The organism is Aeromonas sp. ASNIH8 (assembly GCF_002919855.1).
GTDB lineage: Bacteria > Pseudomonadota > Gammaproteobacteria > Enterobacterales > Aeromonadaceae > Aeromonas > Aeromonas caviae.
This window is the reverse complement of sequence record NZ_PQLN01000047.1, coordinates 1-21,249: the sequence shown is the minus strand read 5'-3', so window position 1 is coordinate 21,249 and position 21,249 is coordinate 1. Positions and strand designations below refer to the sequence as shown.

General features: G+C 63.0%; 17 protein-coding genes. 7 read left to right on the top strand and 10 right to left on the bottom strand.

Going from position 1 to position 21,249, the window contains the following annotated elements:
• Window positions 1–8 precede the first annotated feature (8 nt).
• Window positions 9–3,473: a transcription-repair coupling factor gene (mfd, locus tag C3418_RS13315; protein ID WP_103858712.1), complete on the top strand. Its 3,465-nt coding sequence runs from the start codon at window positions 9–11 to the stop codon at window positions 3,471–3,473.
• Window positions 3,474–4,000: 527 nt separating this feature from the next.
• Here mfd and fbp read toward each other — a convergent pair.
• Together fbp and C3418_RS24115 are read right to left on the bottom strand one after the other, a co-directional pair.
• Entirely contained in the window at window positions 4,001–5,035 is a 1,035-nt protein-coding gene (fbp, locus tag C3418_RS13310) for a class 1 fructose-bisphosphatase (RefSeq protein ID WP_029314452.1), read from the bottom strand.
• Complete coding sequence (locus C3418_RS24115; protein WP_124244103.1) at window positions 5,023–5,265, bottom strand: hypothetical protein; 243 nt, start codon at window positions 5,263–5,265, stop codon at window positions 5,023–5,025. The genes fbp and C3418_RS24115 overlap by 13 nt, the downstream gene beginning before the upstream one ends.
• 143 nt (window positions 5,266–5,408) lie before the next feature.
• Between C3418_RS24115 and C3418_RS13305 the strand changes: the two genes are divergently transcribed.
• Entirely contained in the window at window positions 5,409–7,025 is a 1,617-nt protein-coding gene (locus tag C3418_RS13305) for a peptide ABC transporter substrate-binding protein (protein ID WP_069784707.1), read from the top strand.
• Between the two features lie 50 nt (window positions 7,026–7,075).
• Here the strand turns inward: C3418_RS13305 and C3418_RS13300 are convergent, their stop codons facing one another.
• The 3 genes from C3418_RS13300 to sixA form a co-directional block, all read right to left on the bottom strand.
• Window positions 7,076–7,996 carry a DMT family transporter gene (locus C3418_RS13300; RefSeq protein ID WP_039039040.1) on the bottom strand — a complete coding sequence of 307 codons (921 nt, stop codon included), beginning with the start codon at window positions 7,994–7,996 and terminating at the stop codon, window positions 7,076–7,078.
• Between the two features lie 185 nt (window positions 7,997–8,181).
• Window positions 8,182–8,388, bottom strand: coding sequence for a DUF1107 domain-containing protein (locus tag C3418_RS13295; protein ID WP_005324080.1), 207 nt, complete (start codon window positions 8,386–8,388; stop codon window positions 8,182–8,184).
• 133 nt (window positions 8,389–8,521) lie between these two features.
• The gene (gene sixA, locus C3418_RS13290) at window positions 8,522–8,989 is read right to left on the bottom strand and encodes a phosphohistidine phosphatase SixA (protein ID WP_041215262.1); all 468 of its coding nucleotides are present in this window, start codon (window positions 8,987–8,989) and stop codon (window positions 8,522–8,524) included.
• A gap of 162 nt (window positions 8,990–9,151) precedes the next feature.
• Here sixA and C3418_RS13285 point away from each other — a divergent pair, with 162 nt between their 5' ends.
• Entirely contained in the window at window positions 9,152–11,926 is a 2,775-nt protein-coding gene (locus C3418_RS13285; RefSeq protein ID WP_103858711.1) for an insulinase family protein, read from the top strand.
• A 284-nt stretch (window positions 11,927–12,210) separates the two neighbouring features.
• Here C3418_RS13285 and C3418_RS13280 read toward each other — a convergent pair whose 3' ends face one another.
• Both C3418_RS13280 and C3418_RS13275 read right to left on the bottom strand, forming a co-directional pair.
• Entirely contained in the window at window positions 12,211–12,858 is a 648-nt protein-coding gene (locus C3418_RS13280; RefSeq protein ID WP_039039037.1) for a thiopurine S-methyltransferase, read from the bottom strand.
• A gap of 110 nt (window positions 12,859–12,968) precedes the next feature.
• Entirely contained in the window at window positions 12,969–14,339 is a 1,371-nt protein-coding gene (locus tag C3418_RS13275; RefSeq protein WP_103858710.1) for a leucine-rich repeat-containing protein kinase family protein, read from the bottom strand.
• Window positions 14,340–14,598: 259 nt separating this feature from the next.
• Here C3418_RS13275 and C3418_RS13270 point away from each other — a divergent pair, with 259 nt between their 5' ends.
• From C3418_RS13270 to C3418_RS24410, 4 genes are all read left to right on the top strand, one after another.
• A complete protein-coding gene (locus C3418_RS13270; protein WP_052814499.1) occupies window positions 14,599–15,129 on the top strand; it encodes a MarR family winged helix-turn-helix transcriptional regulator in 531 nt (176 codons plus the stop codon).
• Window positions 15,126–15,908, top strand: coding sequence for a HEAT repeat domain-containing protein (locus C3418_RS13265; protein ID WP_052814498.1), 783 nt, complete (start codon window positions 15,126–15,128; stop codon window positions 15,906–15,908). Before C3418_RS13270 ends, C3418_RS13265 begins: the two co-directional genes overlap by 4 nt.
• Complete coding sequence (locus C3418_RS13260; RefSeq protein WP_045524762.1) at window positions 15,905–16,276, top strand: DUF6616 family protein; 372 nt, start codon at window positions 15,905–15,907, stop codon at window positions 16,274–16,276. Before C3418_RS13265 ends, C3418_RS13260 begins: the two co-directional genes overlap by 4 nt.
• Before the next feature lie 385 nt (window positions 16,277–16,661).
• Window positions 16,662–17,063, top strand: coding sequence for a hypothetical protein (locus tag C3418_RS24410; protein WP_162231286.1), 402 nt, complete (start codon window positions 16,662–16,664; stop codon window positions 17,061–17,063).
• A 36-nt stretch (window positions 17,064–17,099) separates the two neighbouring features.
• Here the strand turns inward: C3418_RS24410 and guaA are convergent, their stop codons facing one another.
• From guaA to C3418_RS13240, 3 genes are all read right to left on the bottom strand, one after another.
• Window positions 17,100–18,689 carry a glutamine-hydrolyzing GMP synthase gene (gene guaA / locus C3418_RS13250; protein ID WP_103858709.1) on the bottom strand — a complete coding sequence of 530 codons (1,590 nt, stop codon included), beginning with the start codon at window positions 18,687–18,689 and terminating at the stop codon, window positions 17,100–17,102.
• A gap of 84 nt (window positions 18,690–18,773) precedes the next feature.
• Window positions 18,774–20,237 carry an IMP dehydrogenase gene (guaB, locus tag C3418_RS13245; RefSeq protein WP_010674549.1) on the bottom strand — a complete coding sequence of 488 codons (1,464 nt, stop codon included), beginning with the start codon at window positions 20,235–20,237 and terminating at the stop codon, window positions 18,774–18,776.
• A gap of 263 nt (window positions 20,238–20,500) precedes the next feature.
• A complete protein-coding gene (locus C3418_RS13240; RefSeq protein WP_010674548.1) occupies window positions 20,501–21,136 on the bottom strand; it encodes a YitT family protein in 636 nt (211 codons plus the stop codon).
• Between the last annotated feature and the right edge of the window lie 113 nt (window positions 21,137–21,249).

Here is a 21,249-nt window from a genome sequence, read left to right as displayed (position 1 = left end):
AGACTCCGATGATGCCAATGACCCTCCCCGCCTTGCCCGCCAAAGCGGGCCAGAAGACAACGTTCGGCCAGCTGGTCGGCAGCAGCCTGGCGCTGGTTGCCGCCCGCCTCACCCGGGAAGCCCGAAGACCCGTCCTGCTGGTCACCGCCGATACCCCGAGCGCCCTGCGCCTTGAACAGGAACTGGGGTTCCTGCTGGCGGATCAGGATTGCCCGGTGCTGCTGTTCCCGGACTGGGAGACCCTGCCCTACGACAGCTTCTCTCCCCACCAGGACATCATCTCCCAGCGCCTCGAAACCCTCTACCAGTTGCCGCAGATGCGCCACGGCGTGCTCATCGTGCCCATCTCCACCCTGATGCTGCGCACGGCGCCCCAGGCTTATCTCGACAAATACAGCCTGATGGTCACAAGCGGCCAGCGCCTCAACCTGCAGCAGCTGCGCGGGCGTCTGGCGCAGGCGGGCTACGTGGCGGTGGAACAGGTGCTGGAGCATGGCGAATTCGCCGCCCGCGGCTCCCTGCTGGATCTCTTCCCCATGGGGAGCAGCCGCCCCTATCGCATTGATTTTTTCGATGACGAGGTGGACTCCATCCGCCCGTTCGACCCCGAGACCCAGCGCTCCAGCGAGCCGGTGAAGTCGGTGAGCCTCCTGCCCGCCCGGGAATTTCCCACCGACGAGGGGGCCATCGAGCTGTTTCGTGGCCAGTATCGCGAACAGTTCGAGATCTCCCGGGCCGAGGGCTCCGTCTATCAGGAGGTGAGCAAGGGGCGCTGGCCCGCCGGCATCGAATACTACCTGCCGCTCTTCTTCAACCAGACCGCCAGCCTGTTTGACTACCTGCCAGGCAACACCCTGCTGCTCACCGTGGGGGAGATCTACCCCGCGGCCCAGCGCTTCTGGAACGACATCGGCCAGCGCTATGAAGACAGGCGCTGGGACAACACCCGTCCCCTGCTGCCGCCCCAGCAGATCTATCTGCCGGTGGAGCAGCTCTTCGCCGCCCTCGGGGACTATGGCGCCGTGCGGCTGCAGGAGGCGACCGTTGACGGCGGAGCGGGTCAGCAGGATCTGCCCCTCGCCCCCCTGCCGGATCTGCAGCTCGACCACAGCAAGGAGCAACCCCTGCTGGCCCTTGACGGCTTCCTGCAAGGCTTTGCCGGGCGCACCCTGTTTGCGGTGGAGTCCGAGGGGCGGCGCGAGGGGCTCGGGGATCTGCTCGCACGGATCAACCTGCAACCCCGGGAGTTTGCCTCCCTCGACGCCTTCCTCTCGAGCGATGCGCGCCACGGGCTGCTGGTCTGTCCCCTGGAGCGGGGCTTCCTGCTGCAAGAGCCCGGCCAGACGCCCCTTGCCCTCATCACCGAAGCCGAGCTGCTCGGCGGCAAGATCCGCAGCAAGCGCCAGCGGGACAAGAGCAAGAACTTAAGCTCCGATGCGGTGATCCGAAACCTGGGCGAGCTGACCCAGGGCCAGCCGGTGGTGCACCTGGATCACGGGGTCGGTCGCTACCTGGGGCTCGAGACCATATACGCAGGCGGCCTGCCCACCGAGTTTCTGACCCTGGAATACGCCGGCGGCGACAAGCTGTTCGTGCCGGTCACCAGTTTGCACCTGATCAGCCGCTACACCGGCTCGGACAACCCGCCCAGCCACAAGCTCGGCGGCGAGGCCTGGGTCAAGGCGCGGCGCAAGGCGGCGGAGAAGGTGCGGGACGTGGCGGCCGAGCTGCTGGATGTCTATGCCATGCGGGCAGCCCGTCACGGCTTTGCCTTCAAGCACGACCGCGAAGCCTACCGCCAGTTTGCCGCGAGCTTCCCGTTCGAGGAGACCGAGGATCAGCTCAATGCCATCAACGCTGTGCTCGGCGACATGTGCCAGGCCAAGAGCATGGACCGCCTGGTGTGCGGCGACGTGGGCTTTGGCAAGACCGAAGTGGCGATGCGGGCGGCCTTTGTGGCCGTGCACGGCGGCAAGCAGGTGGCCGTGCTGGTGCCCACCACCCTCCTGGCCCAGCAGCACTACGACAACTTCCGCGACCGCTTCGCCAACTGGCCGGTGCGGGTGGAGGTACTGAGCCGCTTCCGCTCCGCCAAGGAGCAGAGCGCGGTGATGAAGGAGATGGCCGAGGGCAAGGTGGACATCATCATCGGCACCCACAAGCTGCTCAGCGCCGAGCTCACCTTCAAGGATCTGGGGCTGCTCATCGTCGACGAGGAGCATCGCTTCGGGGTGCGCCAGAAGGAGAAGATCAAGGCGCTGCGCGCCGACGTGGATATCCTCACCCTCACCGCCACCCCCATTCCCCGCACCCTGAACATGGCCATGTCCGGCATGCGAGATCTCTCCATCATCGCCACCCCGCCCGCCAAGCGGCTCGCCATCAAGACCTTCGTGCGCCAGCACGAACCTGCGGTGGTGCGCGAGGCGGTACTGCGGGAATTGAAGCGCGGCGGCCAGGTCTACTACCTGCACAACGACGTGGAGAGCATCGAGAAGTGCGCCGCCGATCTTGCCGAGCTGGTGCCGGAGGCGCGCATCGGCATCGCCCACGGCCAGATGCGCGAGCGGGAGCTCGAGCGGGTGATGTCGGACTTCTACCACCAGCGCTTCAACCTGCTGGTGTGCACCACCATCATCGAGACCGGCATCGACGTGCCGAGCGCCAACACCATCATCATGGACCGGGCGGATCACCTTGGCCTGGCCCAGCTGCACCAGCTGCGGGGCCGGGTCGGTCGCTCCCACCACCAGGCCTATGCCTACCTGCTCACCCCCCATCCCAAGCTGATGACCAAGGATGCGGCCAAGCGGCTGGAGGCCATCGCATCCCTCGAAGATCTCGGCGCCGGCTTTGCGCTCGCCACCCACGATCTGGAGATCCGGGGCGCGGGCGAGCTGCTCGGCGACGATCAGAGCGGCCAGATCGAATCGGTGGGCTTCACCCTCTACATGGAGATGCTGGAGCAGGCGGTGGAGGCGCTCAAACATGGCAAGGAGCCGTCGCTGGAGCAGCTCATGAGCCAGCATACCGAGGTGGAACTGCGCCTGCCCGCCTTGCTCCCGGACGACTACATCCCGGACGTCAACATGCGGCTCTCCATGTACAAGCGCATCGCCAGTGCCGCCGATGAGCAGGAGCTGCGGGAGCTCAAAGTGGAGCTCATCGATCGCTTCGGTCTCTTGCCGGAGCCGACCAAGACGCTGATGGAGCTGGCCGCCTTCCGCCAGCGCGCCACGGCGCTGGGGATTCGCCGGGTGGAGATGAGCGAGCGCGGCGGCTATCTGGACTTTACCCAGGAAACCCGCGTCAACCCGGCCTATCTGGTCAAGCTGCTCTCGGAACAGCCGCGCATCTACAAGATGGACGGACCGACCCGGCTGCGCTTCCAGGTGCCGACCCAGGACAGGGCCATGCGCCTCAAACTGGTGGACGGCCTGCTGGCGGATCTCGCCCGCCATGCCACCCCCTGAGGGTAAGCATGACGTCAGCAGGGCGCGACCTGCCGCCCATAACAACGGGAGCCCCAGGGCTCCCGTTTCGTTGCTGGCAAGGGGCGGCATCTCGCCCCCGGCCCCCCTTCTTGTCCCCGACGCCTCGGTTCGCCCTCCTGGCAGCACCGTTTTACCGCCGAATCCATCCACTGATACGATGCATTGAGTCATAACCCATCTGAAAAACAGATGGATGTGGGGAGGATTGTGGGCAAAAAACGGGTTCAACGCGCCTCGATAGCCCCGCAGATGGCCCGTGCCGTATTTATCCCGCCCACGTATCCAGACCCGGTATTCCGGCAAGGGGGCCACCAGCCATTGCACCGCGACCGCCGAGGCGCCGCGTCCGTCCGTCAGCCCGTCAGCCCGTCAGCCCGTCAGTCCGTCAGTCCGTCAGTCCGTCAGTCCGTCAGTCCGTCAGCATATCAACCTGGCTACACCCGCCTGCACGCCAATAAAAACGGGAGCCTTGACGGCTCCCGTGACGAAGGGACGCTGGCCCGGGCTTAGCCCTGGTTGGCCGGATCCTCGTGGGCGGAGAACTCCCGCATGAAGGCCTCGGCCCGCTCCACCATCCTGGTGGACCCGACGAAGTAGGGGGTCCGCTGGTGCAGAGCGGTAGGCTGGATGTCCATGATGCGGCCAAAGCCATCGGACGCCTTGCCACCGGCCTGCTCCACCAGGAAGGCCATGGGGTTGCACTCATAGAGCAGGCGCAGCTTGCCGTTCGGAGAGTTGGTGCCGGACGGGTAGATGTAGATGCCCCCCTTGAGCAGGTTGCGGTGGAAATCCGACACCAGGGAACCGATGTAGCGGGAGGTATAGGGCCTGTGAGTCGCCTCGTCACGCTCCTGGCAGTATTTCAGGTACTTCTTCACCCCGTCCGGGAACTTGATGTAGTTGCCCTCGTTGATGGAGTAGATCTTGCCCTCCTCCGGAATGCGGATGTTCTCGTGGGAGAGGCAGAAGCAGCCGATGGAGGGGTCATAGGTGAAGCCGTTGACCCCAAAGCCGGTGGTGTAGACCAGCATGGTGGAGGAGCCGTAGACCACGTAGCCCGCCGCGACCTGACGGTGACCCGGCTGCAGGAAGTCTTCCAGGGTGACGCCGGCGCCCGGTTTGCTGACCCGGCGGTAGATGGAGAAGATGGTCCCGACCGAGACGTTGACGTCGATGTTGGAGGAGCCGTCGAGGGGGTCTATCAGCACCACGTACTTGGAGTGACGAGAGAGCTCGGAATCGAAGGAGACGAAGTCCTCCTCCTCCTCAGAGGCCATGCCGCACACCTCGCCACGGGCCTCCAGCGCCGCCTTGAAGCGCTCGTTGGCATAGACGTCCAGCTTCTGCTGCACCTCGCCCTGCACGTTTTCGGCGCCGATGGAGCCGATGATGTCCGCCAGACCCGCCTTGTTGATCTCCCGGTTCACCACCTTGGCGGCCAGGCGGATGGAGCTGAGCAAGGAGGTCAGCTCGCCGGTCGCGGTCGGGTAGTCCGCCTGCTTTTTGACGATGAACTCGCCCATGGTGATCATGTTTCGCATTCTTGTTCCTTTAAGATCGTTTCCGTTGGCCGTTGAAAACGTTTGCAGGTGTCGGCAAAAAAAGTGCCGATCCCCGGCAGCGTTGTTTTGTAACCCAATGTAACGCCTGTTTTTTGTTTTTGCAGCGAATTAAGCCGTTCTTTAAATCGCCAGAAAACCGCGCCACCACGGGCTTTCGGCGTGAAACAAGGGTGCCATCCGGCATCTTTTGGGGGGTTAATTCGTGACAAGAATGCATCCGGGCCGACGCGGCTGCCCGCCTTGCTCCCCCTGGCGCCCGGCAATGTTGCGCCAGAGGCTCCCCTCTTGAGATCTGCCCCCCAATCCCGCACACTGGCTGCGCTTTGGAAGCAAAAAAACATAAGGATATTCAATGAAAAAGTCGCTTATCGCCGGGGCGGTTGCCGCTCTGCTCACCCTCCCCGTCCTCGCCGCCCAGGTGCCTGAAGGCACCCAGCTTCTGCCAGCCGCCCAGCAAGTGTTCGTGCGCAACATCGGCACCGAGCCTGCCTCCATCGATCCCCAGATGGTGGAAGAGAGCGCGGGCAGCGACGTCGTCAACGATCTGTTCGAGGGGCTCTATACCCTGGATGGCAACGGCAAGCTGCAGGCGGCGGGCGCCCTTGGCTACGAGCTCGATGCCACGGGCACCGTCTACACCTTCAAGCTCAGACCCGATGCCAAATGGTCCAACGGCGAGCCGGTGACGGCGGCGGACTACGTCTATGGCTGGCAGCGGGCGGCGGACCCCAAGAACGCCTCCAACTACGCCTGGTTCATCGAGCTGACCGGCGTCGCCAATGCCAGCGACGTGGTGCAGGGCAAGCAGAGCCCGGATGCCCTGGGGATCAAGGCGCTCGATGACTACACCCTGCAGATCACCCTGAAAAACCCGGTCCCCTTCTTCCTCAAGACCCTCTCCCACTACACCACCTTCCCGGCGCCCAAGGCCACCATCGAGAAGTTCGGTCATGAGTGGGTCAAACCGGCCAACATCGTCTCCAACGGCGCTTTCGCCCTCAAGGAGTGGACCCCGAACGAGCGCCTCATCGCCGAGCGCAACCCCCACTACTGGGACAACGAGCACACCGTGCTGAACAAGGTGATCTATCTGGAGATCGTCTCCGATACCGCGGCCTACAACCGCTATCGTGCGAGCGAGCTGCACTACACTACCTATCCCCTGGAGCAGTATCAGCAGATCAAGCGCCAGAGCCCGGAGGAGCTGGTGAGCGCCCCCATGCTCGCCACCTACTACTACGTCTTCAACACCCAGCGCAAACCCTTTGACGACGTCAGGGTACGCAAGGCACTCTCCCTTGCCATCGACCGGGACACCATCACGGAGAAGATCCTGGGACAGGGGCAGCTTTCCGCCTTCAGCCTGACCCCGCCGAGCGTGGACGGCTTCGAGCTCAAACGCCCCGCCAGCGAGCTGATGAGCAAGGAAGAGCGCATCAAGCAGGCCAAGGCGCTGCTCGGCGAGGCGGGTTACGGCCCGGGCAAGCCGCTGACGGTGGACATCCTCTACAACACCAACGAGGGGCACAAGAAGATAGCGCTCGCCATCTCCTCCATGTGGAAGCACAACCTGGGGGTCAAGGCGGAGCTCAACAACATGGAGTGGAAGACCATGGTGTCGGCCCTGAACGAGGGTGACTTCGGGGTGAGCCGCTACTCCTGGAACGGAGACTACAACGATGCCTCCACCTTCCTCGACATCATGACCTCCAGCAGCAGCGCCAACAGCGGCAAGTGGTTCAACAAGGAGTACGACGCCCTCCTGGCCAAGGCCCATGACGCCAAGGATCCGGCCGAGCGCAACCGCCTCTATCAGCAGGCCGAGGTGCTGATCGACGAGGAGGCCCCCATCGCGCCTGTCTACTTCTACGTGAAATCTCGGCTGCTCAAACCCAACGTCAAGGGCTACCCCTACCAGAACCCGCAAGACCTGGTCTATGCCAAGGATCTCTATCTGACGGCGCAGTGACGCTGGGCACCGAACCAAAAAGACCGCCTCGAGGGCGGTCTTTTTTTATCCTACTTCTCCTGACAGCCCGCCACCGCGAGCCGGGCGCGTCTTCGCACCGTCACGGGCCTCACCAGCAACTGCGCCAGCAACACCCCCATCAGGGTCATGCCGCCACCGATGAGGTGATAGCTGGTGAGCCGCTCCCCGAGCCAGCTGATGGCAAGGGCGGCCGTCATGACCGGCAACAGGTTCATGAAGATGGCGGTACGGCTCGCCCCGAGCAGGGCAATGCCCTGCATCCAGAGCCAGGGCGAGAGGGCCGAGGTCGGGATCCCCGCATAGAGGATGAGCCAGAGGGCGCTGCCATCGGGCCAGTGCCCGTCCACCAGCAGATAGAAGGGGGTGAGGAACAGAAGGCTGCACAGCACCTGGCCGTAGAGCATGGACCAGTTGTCCAGCCCCAGATCCCAGCGCTTGAGCAGCACGCTGTAGAGCGCATAGGTGGCCGCCGAGAGCAGCATGTAGACGGAACCGATATGGATGCCCTGGGTCAGCAGCCGGGCCGGATCCCCCTGCCCCAACAAAATCGCCAGCCCCAGAATGGAGATGGCGCCTCCCAGCAGCGCCCCCCAGGTGGGCCGCTCGCGCAGCAACCAGATGCTGAGCAGCACTGTCATCAAGGGGGTCAGCCCCATCATCAGGCCAATCTCGGTAGCCCCCAGGGTCTGGGCCGCGTAATAGCCAAAGGTCTGGTTCAAGACCATGCCGAGCAGGGCCAGCACCGCCAGCTTCGAGAAACCGGCCCGCAGCTTGCGGCGCTCACGCCAGGCCCGGTGAGCCAGAAACGGGGTCAGCACCAGGGCCGCCACCATCCAGCGCGACCAGGCGAGCGCCGCAGGAGACAACACCCCGACCGCCAGCTTGCTGACGATGCCATTGCCGGCCCAGATGGCCATGCAGGAGAAGGGAAACAGGAAGGCAAGGGGCATTGCGATATCCAGAATAAAAAGGCGGGTATTGCGCGCGAGTATAGAGAGGCAATCAGGATAAGCAAGCCTGCCAACGCAGGAAGAAGCGCCATGACGCGAACGGTTGGCGCCGCGCCCAGGCGCCATCAACAATCATGCCCGCACAGGGGCGGGCATGAGGGGGACCAGGGTCAGCCTGAGGCGTCTCAAGCGGCATCCATGTGGAGCCTTGAAATCAGTTCATTGACCTCGAGCACCGTCTGGCGATGGGGAATGTCGGCTTGCAATGGCATCATCAGCAAGCCCGACTGGAAATCGAAGCGCCCCCTGCCGTGGATGTAAATCCGCCCCTTGAAGAAGGTTTTGACATGTTTTGCCACCATCAGTGGCAGGTACTTCTTGAACACTCTCATCGTTTGCAACCTCTTGAAGTTGTATCCGTATGACAGCAGCTTATGCGAAATAATTCCGTTAAATTTATATAAAAAACCGGAAAAATCGACTCTCTCTTCCCCAAAAAACCAAACTGTAACTTATTATTAACTTTTACCGTATTGTATGCGGTCCTTCCAGCCAGAGCAAGACTCCTTTGCCATCTTGCCATTCGATGCAGGCCAGCCCGGACGTCGCGAACATGGGGGCCCCTGCCGCCGGGCAGAGACTCTGGACCAGATACCCCACCAGCGGCAGGTGGCTGACCATCAGGATGTTGTCATGCTCCGCCGCCAGCGCAGTGAGGTAGCTCGCCACGAAAGCCGGATCCCCGTAGGGGGTGATGTCGCCGCTCTCCTCGACCTTGAGGGCCTTGGGCAACACGGGGGCGATGGCCTGCCAAGTCTGTCTGGCACGCAGGTAGTTGCTGTGGATCACCAGGTTCAGGGAGCCTGCCAATTGGGGAGCCAGCCAGCCCGCCATGTGGATGGACTCTTCGATGCCTTGCTCGGTCAGTGGACGCTGTTCATCAGTCTTTGCGTTCATGCCAGCCTGGCCATGACGCATGATGTAGATTTTCATTACAACCTCGCCCAGGGGGCCTGTTTAAATAGCGGGGGGATCTTACCCCGCCATGCCGGGGGAAACAATTGCGCCACCTCTCAGAAAAGGGTTTGCCTCGCAAGATAGCGGGGTCGATAATCATGTTTAAATTCAAATAAATTCACCGCGAGCCCCTCCCCAATGAGCCCATATGCCAGTCCCAATGACCATCGGCGGTATCACTATCTGGAGCTGGCAAACCGGCTCAGGGTCTTGCTGATCTGTGATCCCGAGACCGACAAATCCGCCGCCTCCCTGGCGGTGAATACCGGCCACTTCGACGATCCTGCGGATCGCCAGGGCATGGCCCATTTCCTCGAGCATATGCTGTTTCTCGGTACCCGCACCTACCCCAAACCCGGTGAATACCAGCAATTCATGAGCCGCCACGGGGGCAGCAACAACGCCTGGACCGGCACCGAGTTCACCAACTTCTTCTTCGACATCGACAACGGCTTCTTCGAGGCGGGGCTCGACCGGTTCTCCCAGTTCTTCATCTGCCCCACCTTTGCACCGGAGTGGGTCGACAAGGAGCGCAACGCGGTGGACTCCGAGTACCGCCTCAAGCTGCAGGACGATGTGCGCCGCGGCTACCAGGTGCACAAGGAGACGGTCAATCCGGACCACCCCTTCTCCAAATTCTCGGTGGGCAACCTCGACACCCTGGCGGATCTCCCCGGCCGAGATCTGCGCTCGGACCTCATTGCGTTCTACGAAACCCACTACAGTGCGGATCGCATGGCGCTGGTCATGCTTTCACCGGCACCCATCGAGACCCAGCTAGCCTGGTGTGATCGCTTCTTTGGAGCCATTCCGGATCGCCACCTCGGGCCTCCGGTACTGAGCCATCCTCTCTACCGGCTCGATGATCTCGGCATTCGCATCCTGCTGACCCCGGTCAAGGAGACCCGCAAGCTGGCGCTGACCTTCCCGCTGCCGTGCGTGGATGAGTATTACGACAAAAAACCCCTCACCTTCCTGAGCCACCTCATCGGCTATGAGGGGGAAGGCAGCCTGCTCTCTCTGCTCAAGGGGCGAGGCTGGGTCAATCAGCTCGCCGCCGGCGGCGGCATCAGCGGCGCCAACTTCAAGGACTTTGGCGTGAGCTTTGGCCTCACCCCCCTTGGGCTTGAGCATGTGGACGAGATCATCGCCGCCCTGTTTGGCTACCTGAAGCTCATCGAGCGGGGCGGGGTGCAGGCCTGGCGCTATGAGGAGAAGCGCAGCGTGCTGGAGTCCGCCTTCCGCTTCCAGGAGCGGGGCCGGGCCCTCGACACCGTCTCCGGCCTCGTGCTCAACCTGTTCAGCTACGGGCCGGACGATCTGCTCTACGGCGATTACATGATGCGCGAGTTCGATGAGCCGCTGATCCGGCGCTTCCTCGCCAAGCTGACCCCCCACAATCTGCGAGTGACCATCCAGGCCCCGGAAGTGAGCACGGATCGCCTCGCCCGCTGGTACCAGACACCCTACAGCGTCCAGAGCATCAGCGAGGCCGAGAAGATCCGCTGGCAGCAGAGTGAACCGGATCCCGCCCTGCACCTGCCGGCGCCCAACCCCTTCATCAGCACCCGCCTCGACGCCCGTCTGCCGGCGCTGCCCGCCGACATACCGTCCTGCCTCATCGACAGGCCCGGTTTCCGGCTCTGGCACCTGCACGAGCATCAGTTCAGCGTGCCCAAGGGCAGCCTTTATATCTCCGTCGACAGCGAACATGCGGTCAAGAGCCCGCGTCACATCGCCATGGCGCGTCTGGCCGTGGAACTGCTCACGGATCACCTCAACGCCCTCACCTACCCGGCGGAGCTCGCGGGTCTTGGCTACCAGATTTATGCCCATCAGGGGGGCTTTACCATCAACCTCAGCGGCTTTGCCGACAAGCAACCGCTGCTGCTCGACATGATCCTCGGCAACCGCACCCTGGGGTATCCGGATCCGGCCCGCTTTAGCGAGATCAAGGAGCAGCTTATCCGCAACTGGGAGAACCAGGCCAAGACCCGCCCCATCTCCCAGCTGTTCAACCAGCTCACCAGTTTGCTGCAACCCAACAACCCGCCCTTCGAGCAGCTGTTGCGCCACCTGCGCGCCGTCGAACTCGGGGAGATGCCCGGCTTCGTCTCCGAGCTCTTTGCCAGGGTGCATCTGGAGGCCCTGGTACATGGAGACTGGACGGCCGCCGAGGCCCTCGAACTCGCGGCCCTGCTGGAGCGCCACCTCGGTGCCAACAGCCAGCCCAGCGCCGAGACCCGCCGCCCCCTCATCTCCATCCAGGACAGAGGCACCCTCATTCGCGAGCAGGGGTGCGATCACGAGGACTCGGCGCTGCTGGTCTACTACCAGTCGCGCACCACCCGGGCGCGGGATCTCGCCTTCTTCACCCTGGCCAACCACATCATGTCATCCACCTTCTTCCACGAGCTGCGCACCCGCCAGCAGCTCGGTTACGTGGTGGGAGCCGGCAACCTGCCCCTCAACCGCCATCCCGGTCTCATCTTCTATATCCAGTCGCCGGTAGCGGGGCCGCAGATCCTGCTGGATGCGGTGGAGGAGTTCATCGATCTCTTCCCGCTCGCCATGCTGGAGTTCACCGAGCAGCAGTGGCAGGAGAGCAAGGCGGGGTTGCAGGCCCAGCTCAGCGAGCGGGATGCCAACCTGCGCAGCCGCGGCCAGCGGCTCTGGGTCAGCATCGGCAACAAGGATCTGGGTTTTGATCAGCGCGAACGGGTACGCGAGGAGGTGGGCAGGCTCAGCCGTGCCGATCTGGTGCGCTTCATCACCCAGCTGAGATCCCGTACCTCGGATCGCCTCATCCTCTGCAGCTATGGCCTGGGCCACGAGCACGACGAGCGGATCACCGGCCAGTTTGTCGACGATCCCAGGGCGTTTCGGCTCAACGCCGCCACCTTCGAAGGCTGACCTCCCCTGTTGGCAACGCGCAGGCAATAAAAAGCCGACCCCGTGGGGTCGGCTGGAAAAACCATAATCAATTGCGACCAGAGCCGCCAAAAGTGAACATGAGCGTGAAAATCAGACACTGGGTTGATGTTCGACCGGCGTTCAAACCAGAGCTCATCGGTCGGCACCAGCAGTGATTGAGAAACAGCCTCATCTTAGGCATTTCCCTGATTTTCCACGTTGATCTATGTCAAAGGAGGTAAAACAAGCGCCACTTCCATCCTTGGCATCGGCCTCGCGCCCTCTCAGCCCCGGCGGATCAGCCGGTAAGCCACCTCGTCGAAATAGGAGAGCTGCCCCGAGAGCACCCTGGGGTGATCCAGCTCAGCCCCCCGGCCCAGCACCTCGACACCAAAGTCGCGCTCAAACAGGGTGCGCACCTCCATCTCCCCCACCGAGAACGGCGGCTGTTGCTGCTGCTCGGGCTGATACTCGAGGGTCACCAGCAACACCTGCCCTCCCGCCTCCACCAGGCGGCTCATCAGGGCGGCATACTGGCGGCGCATGGCGCCCGGCAAGGCGATGAGGGCCGCCCTGTCATAGACCAGGCGATAACGCTGACCAAGCTCCGGAGCGGCGAAGAAGTCCCCCTGATAGATGCGCAGATCCTCGTGCCGGTGGCACTGATAGGGACCCACCTCGCTTCTCTCTGCACTCAGGTTGTTCTCGTCAAAAAACTGGGTAATGGCGAGCTCGGAGAGCTCGAAGCCATCCACCGGATGCCCCTGCTCACGCAGCCAGAGCATGTCCCGGGACTTGCCGCAAAGGGGCACCAGCACGGGGTCGCTCCCTTGCTGGGCCGACCACCAGGATTGCAGCCAGCGGTTGAAATCTGCCTGATGAAAGCCAATCCGGTTCTCTTTCCACTTCTGGTGCCAAAATGCCGCTTCCATCATCTTCCTCTCGTCATCTGCAATGGTGCATCACTATCACAACTTCACCGAAGTGGCGCAAGCCCCATGATCCCGCCCCTGTGCAAGAGAACGCCCACGATGGGCAGGCCTCAGGCCACGACCCCAGGCAGGCTTGTCGCCATCGCTGCCAGCCGGGTCAGGATCTGCGCGAAGGTGGGTCGCCGGGAAGGCACCTCAAAGCCGCACTCTCTGGCCAGTCGATGAAGGGGGTCAAGGTCGGCGTCGCCCCCATTACAGCGCGCCAGCAGCTCGGCCAGCAGGCAGCCAAAGGCCCGCACTTCCAGGCGCTCCAGCCGCCCGGCCAGCACCTCATCGGCGCGGTCGTAACAGGAGGCGGCACCAAAGTCCCCGAGCAGCACCCGGTCCGGCGCCTCCTGCGACGAGTGGGGCATCGCGGGCTGCAAGGAGTACAGCAGGTTGTGTGCGTAGAGATCGCCGTGGAGGATGCCCCGCTCGTGCAGGTGTCGGGCGGCCGCAGCCACCCCCTGCACCATGGCCATCACCTGGGCCGGAGTGAAGTTCAGATCCGCCCCATAGACATCCCGGGTGCAGGAGTCCAGGCTCGGGGGCCTCGCCAGGGTGGCGAAGGCGGGGTCTATCAGGGGCATCACCAGTGCCGGGATGCCGGAGGGATGATCGCTCACCCGCCCCATCACCCCGACCAGGTTTGGATGGCGACCGGCGGCCAGGGACGCCCCCATCTCGCTCAGGGGCAAGCCATCGCTGGTGACGGCCCCCTTGAAGAGCTTGACCGCCACCGCCCAGGGCCCTTCAGCCCTCTCCCACTCGGCGCGATAGATGACGCCGGATGCTCCCTCCCCGAGCACATCCCCCAGTGAGAGCGCCTGCCAGGGGATCTCGGTAGTGAGCTCCGATGTGCCGTTCAGACACGCCTGCTCATCACAGAAAGGGTTGCCCGCGAAGGCCAGCCAGGACAGGCGCGGCAGGGAGAGCAGCCACTCTGGAAGCGCCTCGAGCCGGTTGGCGGCGATGCGCAAAAGCTCCAAACGGTGGCAACCGGCAAGCGTCTCGGGAAGCCCAGCGAGCCGGTTGCCCGAGAGCATCAGCTTTTGCAGGGCGTCGCACTGCCCCAGCTCGTCCGGCAGTCGTTCAATGGCATTGTCGGTCAGGATCAGCCAGCGCAATCTGGCGGGCAGGGAGGTGGCCGGGACGGTCGCGATGCGGTTGGCCTTGAAGCCCACCATGGTGAGCGCAGGGCAGCGCCCCAGCACCTCGGGCAGTTCGGTGAAGTTGTTCTCGGAGCAGAAGAGGATGCGCAGCTTCTTGCATTCGGCCAGCGCGTCAGGCAACTCGCTCAGCTGGTTGCCGGTGAGATCCAGCACCTCCAGGGTCTCCTTGAGGCTCAGGATCTCGGGAGGGAACACCGCGAGGTTTTCAGCAAGTTTGAGGTGGCGGGCGCCGCAGAGTTCGCCTGCGCGAAGCTGTTCCAGGGTATGCATGGGATCGTCTCTATCAACATTCGGGCTTGCGGTGGCTCACTGCGGGCACTCCCCCCAGACCACAAAGGAGGGGCATTATAGGGAATGACGGCCAAAGATGGCCGATTTTCTTGCAAAGCCTTCTCTTGCAAAGGCCCCCCATCGCCACACTCCCGCTCTCCGTTGCCATGAACCATCCCGGTCGCGTGCTTGGGTGGTTGAACATTTGATTGGCACCATATAGTATGGCACCATATAAAGTCATTCGAGACTCACCATCATGATCACCCTGGAACAGAAACACCTCGCCCTGCTCGAGGATGCAGAGCGCCGCGGACACGCGGACACCCAAAACATGCGCGTCTGCTTTGAGGTGTTGACCCTCGCCGCTGCCATCGATCAGGCGTGCGCGGCGCGCCTGGCCCCTCACCGCCTCTCCGAAGGCAAGTTCGTGCTGCTGTTTTTGCTGCGCGACCTGCCAGAAGGGTTGGCTCCCCACGAGCTTGCCGACAAGGCGGGGGTCACACGGGCCACCATCACCGGCCTGCTCGACGGGCTGCAACGGGACGGCCTGTTGGCTCGCCACAGCGACAGCCAGGACAGGCGAAAGATCTCGGTGCGCCTGACAGAGCAGGGCCAGGCCCTGGCGCAGCACCTGCTCGATGAGCACAGCCAGTGGATAGGCTCCCTGTTTGCCGGGTTCGATCAGGCAGAGCGGGAAACCCTGAGCGCCCTGCTCAAGCGGGCCTGGCTCAATGTCATCTCATCCCGGGCAGGCTGCACTGAGGCCGCCACAGAGGAGCACCCATGACACGCAGCCGCATCACGGATATCGCCCCCTCACGCCTCGCCCAGCTCAACCGGGGAGAGGCTGAGGCAAGCAACCTGACCGAATGCCTAGCGGTGGATTTTGCCGCCCTGATGCAGTGCACCCTGCCTTCGCTCGGGCCCCAGGCGCTGGCATCGATGCACGCCGCATCCGGGGAGGGCATTACCCGGCGCATGGCACTGGCCGCCAGGCTGCTCCTGGCCGAGAACGGCACGAGGGATCTTGCGGCGCTCAGCCGTCATCCCTCCGATACCGTGCGGGGCTGGGCCTGTTTCATGGTGGGCGCGAGCGAGGGACTGTCGCTCAGCGACCGCCTGGCCCTCATTCGCCCCCTCGCCGATGACCCGCACTTTGGGGTGCGCGAGTGGGCCTGGCTCGCAATGCGAACGACCATTGCTGCGCAGCTGGAGGCGGCCATTGCCGCCCTGGTGCCCTTGACGGCGGAGCCGTCCGAGCGGCTGCGACGCTTTGCCAGCGAAGCGACCCGGCCCCGCGGCGTCTGGTGTACCCATCTTGCGTCCCTGCGACAAGCGCCGGAGCAGGCCCTGATGCTGCTCGAGCCCCTCAAGGCCGATCCCGCCCTCTATGTGCAGGACTCCGTTGCCAACTGGCTGAACGATGCGAGCAAAGACAGGCCACAGTGGGTCACTGACCTCTGCGCGCGCTGGTCTCGCGAAAGCCCCAGTCCCGCGACAACCCGGATTTGTCAACGCGCCTTGCGCACCTTGCGCAAGGGCCAACTCCCGAAGGAACCCCTATGACCCACTATCTGACAGAGCTCTACACCCCCACTCCCGCCTGGCTGGCATTGAGCCAGACGGCTCGTCAGCAGTTCTTCGAGGCCATTGGCACAGGCATGGCCAACCTCGCCGCCCTCGGGGTGGAGCCCATCGCCCTGGGCGAGACCGATGCTGCCACCCTCCATGGTGCGCCCCACCCCTTCTTCGCCATCTGGCGCGGGCCGGATGCCGCAGCCATCGAGGCCCTCGTCCAGGGGATAGCCGCATCGGGCTGGCACGACTACTTCGAGACGGTCAACGCCACCGGCGCCGGGGTCTCTCTGGGCGAGCACCTTGCACAGTTGGCCGCCCTGCCCTGCGCCGCTACATCCAGCCCCGCCCTGGCCTGATAACCCCTAAAAGAGCGTTATCCCACCAGGCTTTGCGTCAGTGCTGCCGACACCGGTGGCACTGTTTTCCATGCACTGCCCTTGCAAACCCAGGTCACCACCACCTGGGAAAGCGGCGCCACAGCCCCGCTCCCTTCCCACTTCCTTCCCACTCCCTTCAAAAAACGCTGATATCTCCTGATGCCGTGATGAGCCATCGCGATGGCACAAGTGAGCAAGATCCGGGTCGTCGTGACAAAGGTTCGCCGCCATAGTGCTTTCAAACCAACAGTCAGAGGTGAAAAGACGCCATAAGGCGTCTTTCTTATTGCTGGTTGTTAGAGCAAACCGGTTAGGCGATCTCCCCCTCCCCGCAACCCACCCAGATCGGGGTGATGGAGGTGATATGAGCCGACCCATCCAGGGATTGGAAGATCTGCACCATGGCTTCCCCGTGGAGCGGGTTGGGCAGCGGCACCGTGGTTTTGCATTTGAAACGGTAACTGGTGCGCCTGCTATCACTTGGGGGGATTTTGAAGAAGTGTTTGATGCTGGACACAGTGGCACTTACCTTTCTGGGCATAACACTCGTGGATGGCCTTCAGAGGCTATGCAGCAAAGCCTTTCCCCTGCCCGGAGAAACCACAGCCTGCCGCCTTGTGTGGATGCGATAGATGAGGCTCTGCCTATCGACTCGGGCACTTACCATGACAACGTTGGCAACAGGGCCTCTATCCCCTTCGCCAGGAGCAAAATTTTCTCGCAAACGATTGGAAAAAGAAAAGGCGCCTCAAGGGCGCCTTTTTGACAGTTTTGCGTGATCTCAGGGAGAGGCGTTAACCGCTTATTCCCATTCGATAGTGGCAGGCGGCTTGCCGGAGACGTCGTACACCACGCGGGAGATGTCGTTGATCTCGTTGATGATGCGGTTCGACACGTGGCCGAGGAAGTCGTACGGCAGGTGAGCCCAGTGGGCGGTCATGAAGTCGATGGTCTCGACGGCGCGAAGCGCAATGACCCAGTCGTACTTGCGGCCATCGCCCATGACGCCGACGGAGCGCACCGGCAGGAAGACGGCGAACGCCTGGCTGACCTGGTTGTAGAGGTCGGCCTTGCGCAGCTCTTCGATGAAGATGGCGTCAGCCTTGCGCAGCAGGTCGCAGTACTCTTTCTTCACTTCGCCAAGCACGCGCACGCCCAGGCCCGGACCCGGGAAGGGGTGACGGTAGAGCATGTCGTAGGGCAGGCCGAGTTCGAGGCCGACACGGCGCACTTCGTCCTTGAACAGCTCGCGCAGCGGCTCCACCAGCCCCATCTTCATCTCTTCCGGCAGGCCGCCGACGTTGTGGTGGGACTTGATGACGTGAGCCTTGCCGGTCTTGCTGGCAGCGGATTCGATGACGTCCGGGTAGATGGTGCCCTGGGCCAGCCACTTGGCGTTCTTGAGCTTCTTGGACTCGTCGTCGAACACTTCGACGAAGACGCGGCCGATGGTCTTGCGCTTGGCTTCCGGCTCGTCGATACCCGCGAGAGCGGAGAGGAAGCGCTCTTCGGCGTCGACCTTGATGATGTTCAGGCCGAAGTGATCGCCGAACATGTCCATCACCTGCTGGCCTTCGTTCAGGCGCAGCAGGCCGTTGTCGACGAAGACACAGGTCAGGCGATCGCCGATGGCGCGGTGCACCAGCATGGCGACCACGGAGGAGTCCACGCCGCCGGAGAGGCCCAGGATCACCTCGTCGTCACCCACCTGCTCGCGGATGCGGGCAACGGCGTCGTCGATGATGGTGGCCGGGGTCCAGAGGCACTCGCAGCCGCAGATGTCCTTGACGAAGTGCTCCAGCATGCGGGCACCCTGACGGGTGTGGGTCACTTCCGGGTGGAACTGCACGCCGTAGAAGCGCTTGGCTTCGTCGGCCATGGCGGCGTGGGGGCAGGTCGCGGTCTGGGCGATGGTGGTGAAGCCGGCGGGGATCTCGGTGACCTTGTCGCCGTGGCTCATCCAGACATCCAGCAGGGCATTGCCGTTGTCAGCAATGGCGTCTTCGATGTTGCGCAAGAGGGCGCTGGTCTTGCCGGACTGGCCCAGCACTTCGACCTGGGCGTAGCCGAATTCACGCAGGTTGGAGGACTGCACCTTGCCGCCGAGCTGCTCGGACATGGTCTGCATGCCGTAGCAGATACCGAACACCGGCACACCGGCGTTGAACACGTACTCGGGGGCGCGCGGGCTGCCCGCCTCGGTCACTGATTCCGGGCCGCCGGAGAGGATGATGCCGCTCGGGTTGAACTCGCGGATCTGCTCTTCGGTTACATCCCAGGCCCACAGCTCGCAGTAGACGCCGATTTCACGGACGCGACGGGCGATGAGCTGGGTGTACTGGGAACCGAAATCCAGGATAAGGATACGGTGGGCGTGAATGTCTTTAGTCATTTTATTCCTGCATCAGGCTGATGTTGTCACAAAAAGCACGGGATAAAAAAAGGGTGGAAAAACGGGGCGTAGAGCCCCGTTTCATCAGCCCATCCGGTAGTTGGGGGCTTCTTTGGTAATGGTCACGTCGTGAACGTGGGACTCTTTCATCCCGGCGCCCGAGATGCGCACGAACTCGGCCTTGGTGCGCATGTCGTCGATGGTCGCGCTGCCGGTCAGACCCATGGAGGAGCGCAGGCCGCCCATCTGCTGGTGGATGATCTCTTTGAGGCGGCCCTTGTACGGCACGCGCCCTTCGATCCCTTCCGGCACCAGCTTGTCGGCGGCGTTGTCGGTCTGGAAGTAACGGTCGCTGGAACCCTTGGACATGGCACCCAGAGAGCCCATGCCGCGGTAGGACTTGAAGGAGCGGCCCTGATAGAGCTCGATCTCGCCCGGCGCCTCTTCGGTACCGGCAAACATGGAGCCCACCATGACGCAGCTTGCGCCTGCGGCGATGGCCTTGGCCACGTCGCCGGAGAAGCGGATGCCGCCATCGGCAATCACCGGCACGCCGGTGCCTTCCAGGGCGTCGACGGCGTCGGAGATGGCGGTGATCTGGGGCACGCCCACGCCGGTCACGATACGGGTAGTACAGATGGAGCCCGGGCCGATACCGACCTTGACGGCGTTGACACCCGCTTCCACCAGCGCCTTGGCGCCAGCGGCGGTGGCGACGTTGCCGCCGATGATTTGCAGGTCAGGATAGGCTTCACGGGTCGCCTTGATGCGATCCAGCACGCCCTGGGAGTGGCCGTGGGAGGAGTCAATCAGCAGCACGTCCACACCGGCTTCCACCAGGGCGGCGACGCGCTCTTCGTTGCCGGCACCGGCACCGACGGCGGCACCGACCCGCAGACGGCCACGCTCGTCTTTACAGGCGTTGGGCTTGCGCTCGGCTTTCTGGAAGTCCTTCACGGTGATCATGCCCTTGAGCTTGAAGTCGCCGTTGACCACCAGCACCTTCTCGATGCGATGTTTTTGCATCAGGGCCACCACCTCTTCACGAGGGGCCCCTTCACGCACGGTCACCAGACGATCTTTCTGGGTCATGATCTGTTCGACGGTCTGGGAGAGATCGATGACAAAGCGCACGTCACGGCCGGTGATGATGCCCACCAGCTGGTTGCCGTCAGTCACCACGGGGTAACCGGCGAAACCGTTCTTGTGGCTCAGCTCCTTGATCTGGGCGATGGTCATGTCAGGGCGCACGGTAACGGGGTCGCTGACCACGCCGCTCTCGTACTTCTTGACCTTGCGCACTTCGGCAGCCTGCTGCTCGATGGACATGTTCTTGTGAATGAAGCCGATACCGCCTTCCTGGGCCAGTGCGATAGCCAGACGGGCTTCGGTCACTGTGTCCATGGCAGCGGAGATCATCGGGATATTCAGCGTGATCGCAGACGTGAGCTTGGTACGCAGGTCGGCGGTATTGGGGAGAACAGTGGAGTGGGCTGGAACCAACAGTACATCGTCGAAGGTCAGCGCTTCTTTGGCAATCCTGAGCATGGCAATATCTCACCGTTGAGGAGTGGGAGTGTAAAATATTGCCGACAAATTTTACTCATGCATTGGGCAGTGGTAAAGAAGTTTTTTGAATTTTTTATGGCGTAGCCCGATTTAACGCCACCAACAGGGCAAAAAACCAATAAATTCAGCCGTAACCATGCCGTTTTTCCCGACAAGATGATCTTTTTTGCCGTTGAGCCCCTTTCTGCCGCCAGTCTCCCGGAACGGCCTTTTTCCCTCTCAGCCGTCAGCCAGACCGGGGTTCAGTTCCCCTGATAGCGGCCCGGCTTGTGCCAGTTCATCAGCATGGCGTTCATGGCCAGCGCACTCAGGGTTGACCAGAGCAGCAGGGGAAGCGGCAGGGTGAGCAGAGAGAGCGCAAACACCAGCACATCCAGCACCATCTGGCTCTTTCCCGCATTGATGCCGGTGCGCCGTTGCAGCCAGAGCGTCACCACGCCGGTGCCCCCCACGGAGGCATTGTGGCGCGCCAGAGACAAGACCCCCATGCCGAGGAAGGTTCCCCCCACCAGGGCGGCAAACAGGGGATGGACATAGCTCACCGTTAGCAGCAGCGGCACCGCCTGGGTGGCCGCCGAGAGGGCGACGTTGACGATCAGCGTCTTGAGGGTGAAGGCGCGCCCCATGGTGACGTAGCAGAACACCATGAAGGGCAGGTTCACCAGGAAGAAGAGCACGCCGATGGGCAGGGTGCTGACATGGGCGATCAGCAGGGCGATGCCCGCGATGCCACCGGTGATCATGCCGGAACACTTGAGCAGATTGAGCCCCACGGCGATAAACATGACCCCGAGCACCATGCCGTAGACATCGTCCTTGAGGGTATGGGCCAGCCCCCTGCCCGCAGCCGCTGGCTGCATGGTCATTTCACCTTCCATATGACTCCTTAGATCCGATGTGATGGTGGCATCCGTTGCCCGACAACCAGGCCGCGTTGGGGCTGATGGCGGCGGCCCGTTCACCTTGCCGTCCCCACCCCCCAATCTTGCGT

Excerpts from the sequence above, each read along its gene's own strand:
- mfd (WP_103858712.1), top strand. The coding sequence starts at position 9 with ATGATGCCAATGACCCTCCCCGCCTTGCCCGCCAAAGCGGGCCAGAAG.
- fbp (WP_029314452.1), bottom strand. The coding sequence starts at position 5,035 with ATGCGAAACATGATCACCATGGGCGAGTTCATCGTCAAAAAGCAGGCG.
- C3418_RS13305 (WP_069784707.1), top strand. The coding sequence starts at position 5,409 with ATGAAAAAGTCGCTTATCGCCGGGGCGGTTGCCGCTCTGCTCACCCTC.
- C3418_RS13300 (WP_039039040.1), bottom strand. The coding sequence starts at position 7,996 with ATGCCCCTTGCCTTCCTGTTTCCCTTCTCCTGCATGGCCATCTGGGCC.
- C3418_RS13295 (WP_005324080.1), bottom strand. The coding sequence starts at position 8,388 with ATGAGAGTGTTCAAGAAGTACCTGCCACTGATGGTGGCAAAACATGTC.
- sixA (WP_041215262.1), bottom strand. The coding sequence starts at position 8,989 with ATGAAAATCTACATCATGCGTCATGGCCAGGCTGGCATGAACGCAAAG.
- C3418_RS13285 (WP_103858711.1), top strand. The coding sequence starts at position 9,152 with ATGAGCCCATATGCCAGTCCCAATGACCATCGGCGGTATCACTATCTG.
- C3418_RS13280 (WP_039039037.1), bottom strand. The coding sequence starts at position 12,858 with ATGGAAGCGGCATTTTGGCACCAGAAGTGGAAAGAGAACCGGATTGGC.
- C3418_RS13275 (WP_103858710.1), bottom strand. The coding sequence starts at position 14,339 with ATGCATACCCTGGAACAGCTTCGCGCAGGCGAACTCTGCGGCGCCCGC.
- C3418_RS13270 (WP_052814499.1), top strand. The coding sequence starts at position 14,599 with ATGATCACCCTGGAACAGAAACACCTCGCCCTGCTCGAGGATGCAGAG.
- C3418_RS13265 (WP_052814498.1), top strand. The coding sequence starts at position 15,126 with ATGACACGCAGCCGCATCACGGATATCGCCCCCTCACGCCTCGCCCAG.
- C3418_RS13260 (WP_045524762.1), top strand. The coding sequence starts at position 15,905 with ATGACCCACTATCTGACAGAGCTCTACACCCCCACTCCCGCCTGGCTG.
- C3418_RS24410 (WP_162231286.1), top strand. The coding sequence starts at position 16,662 with ATGAGCCGACCCATCCAGGGATTGGAAGATCTGCACCATGGCTTCCCC.
- guaA (WP_103858709.1), bottom strand. The coding sequence starts at position 18,689 with ATGACTAAAGACATTCACGCCCACCGTATCCTTATCCTGGATTTCGGT.
- guaB (WP_010674549.1), bottom strand. The coding sequence starts at position 20,237 with ATGCTCAGGATTGCCAAAGAAGCGCTGACCTTCGACGATGTACTGTTG.
- C3418_RS13240 (WP_010674548.1), bottom strand. The coding sequence starts at position 21,136 with ATGGAAGGTGAAATGACCATGCAGCCAGCGGCTGCGGGCAGGGGGCTG.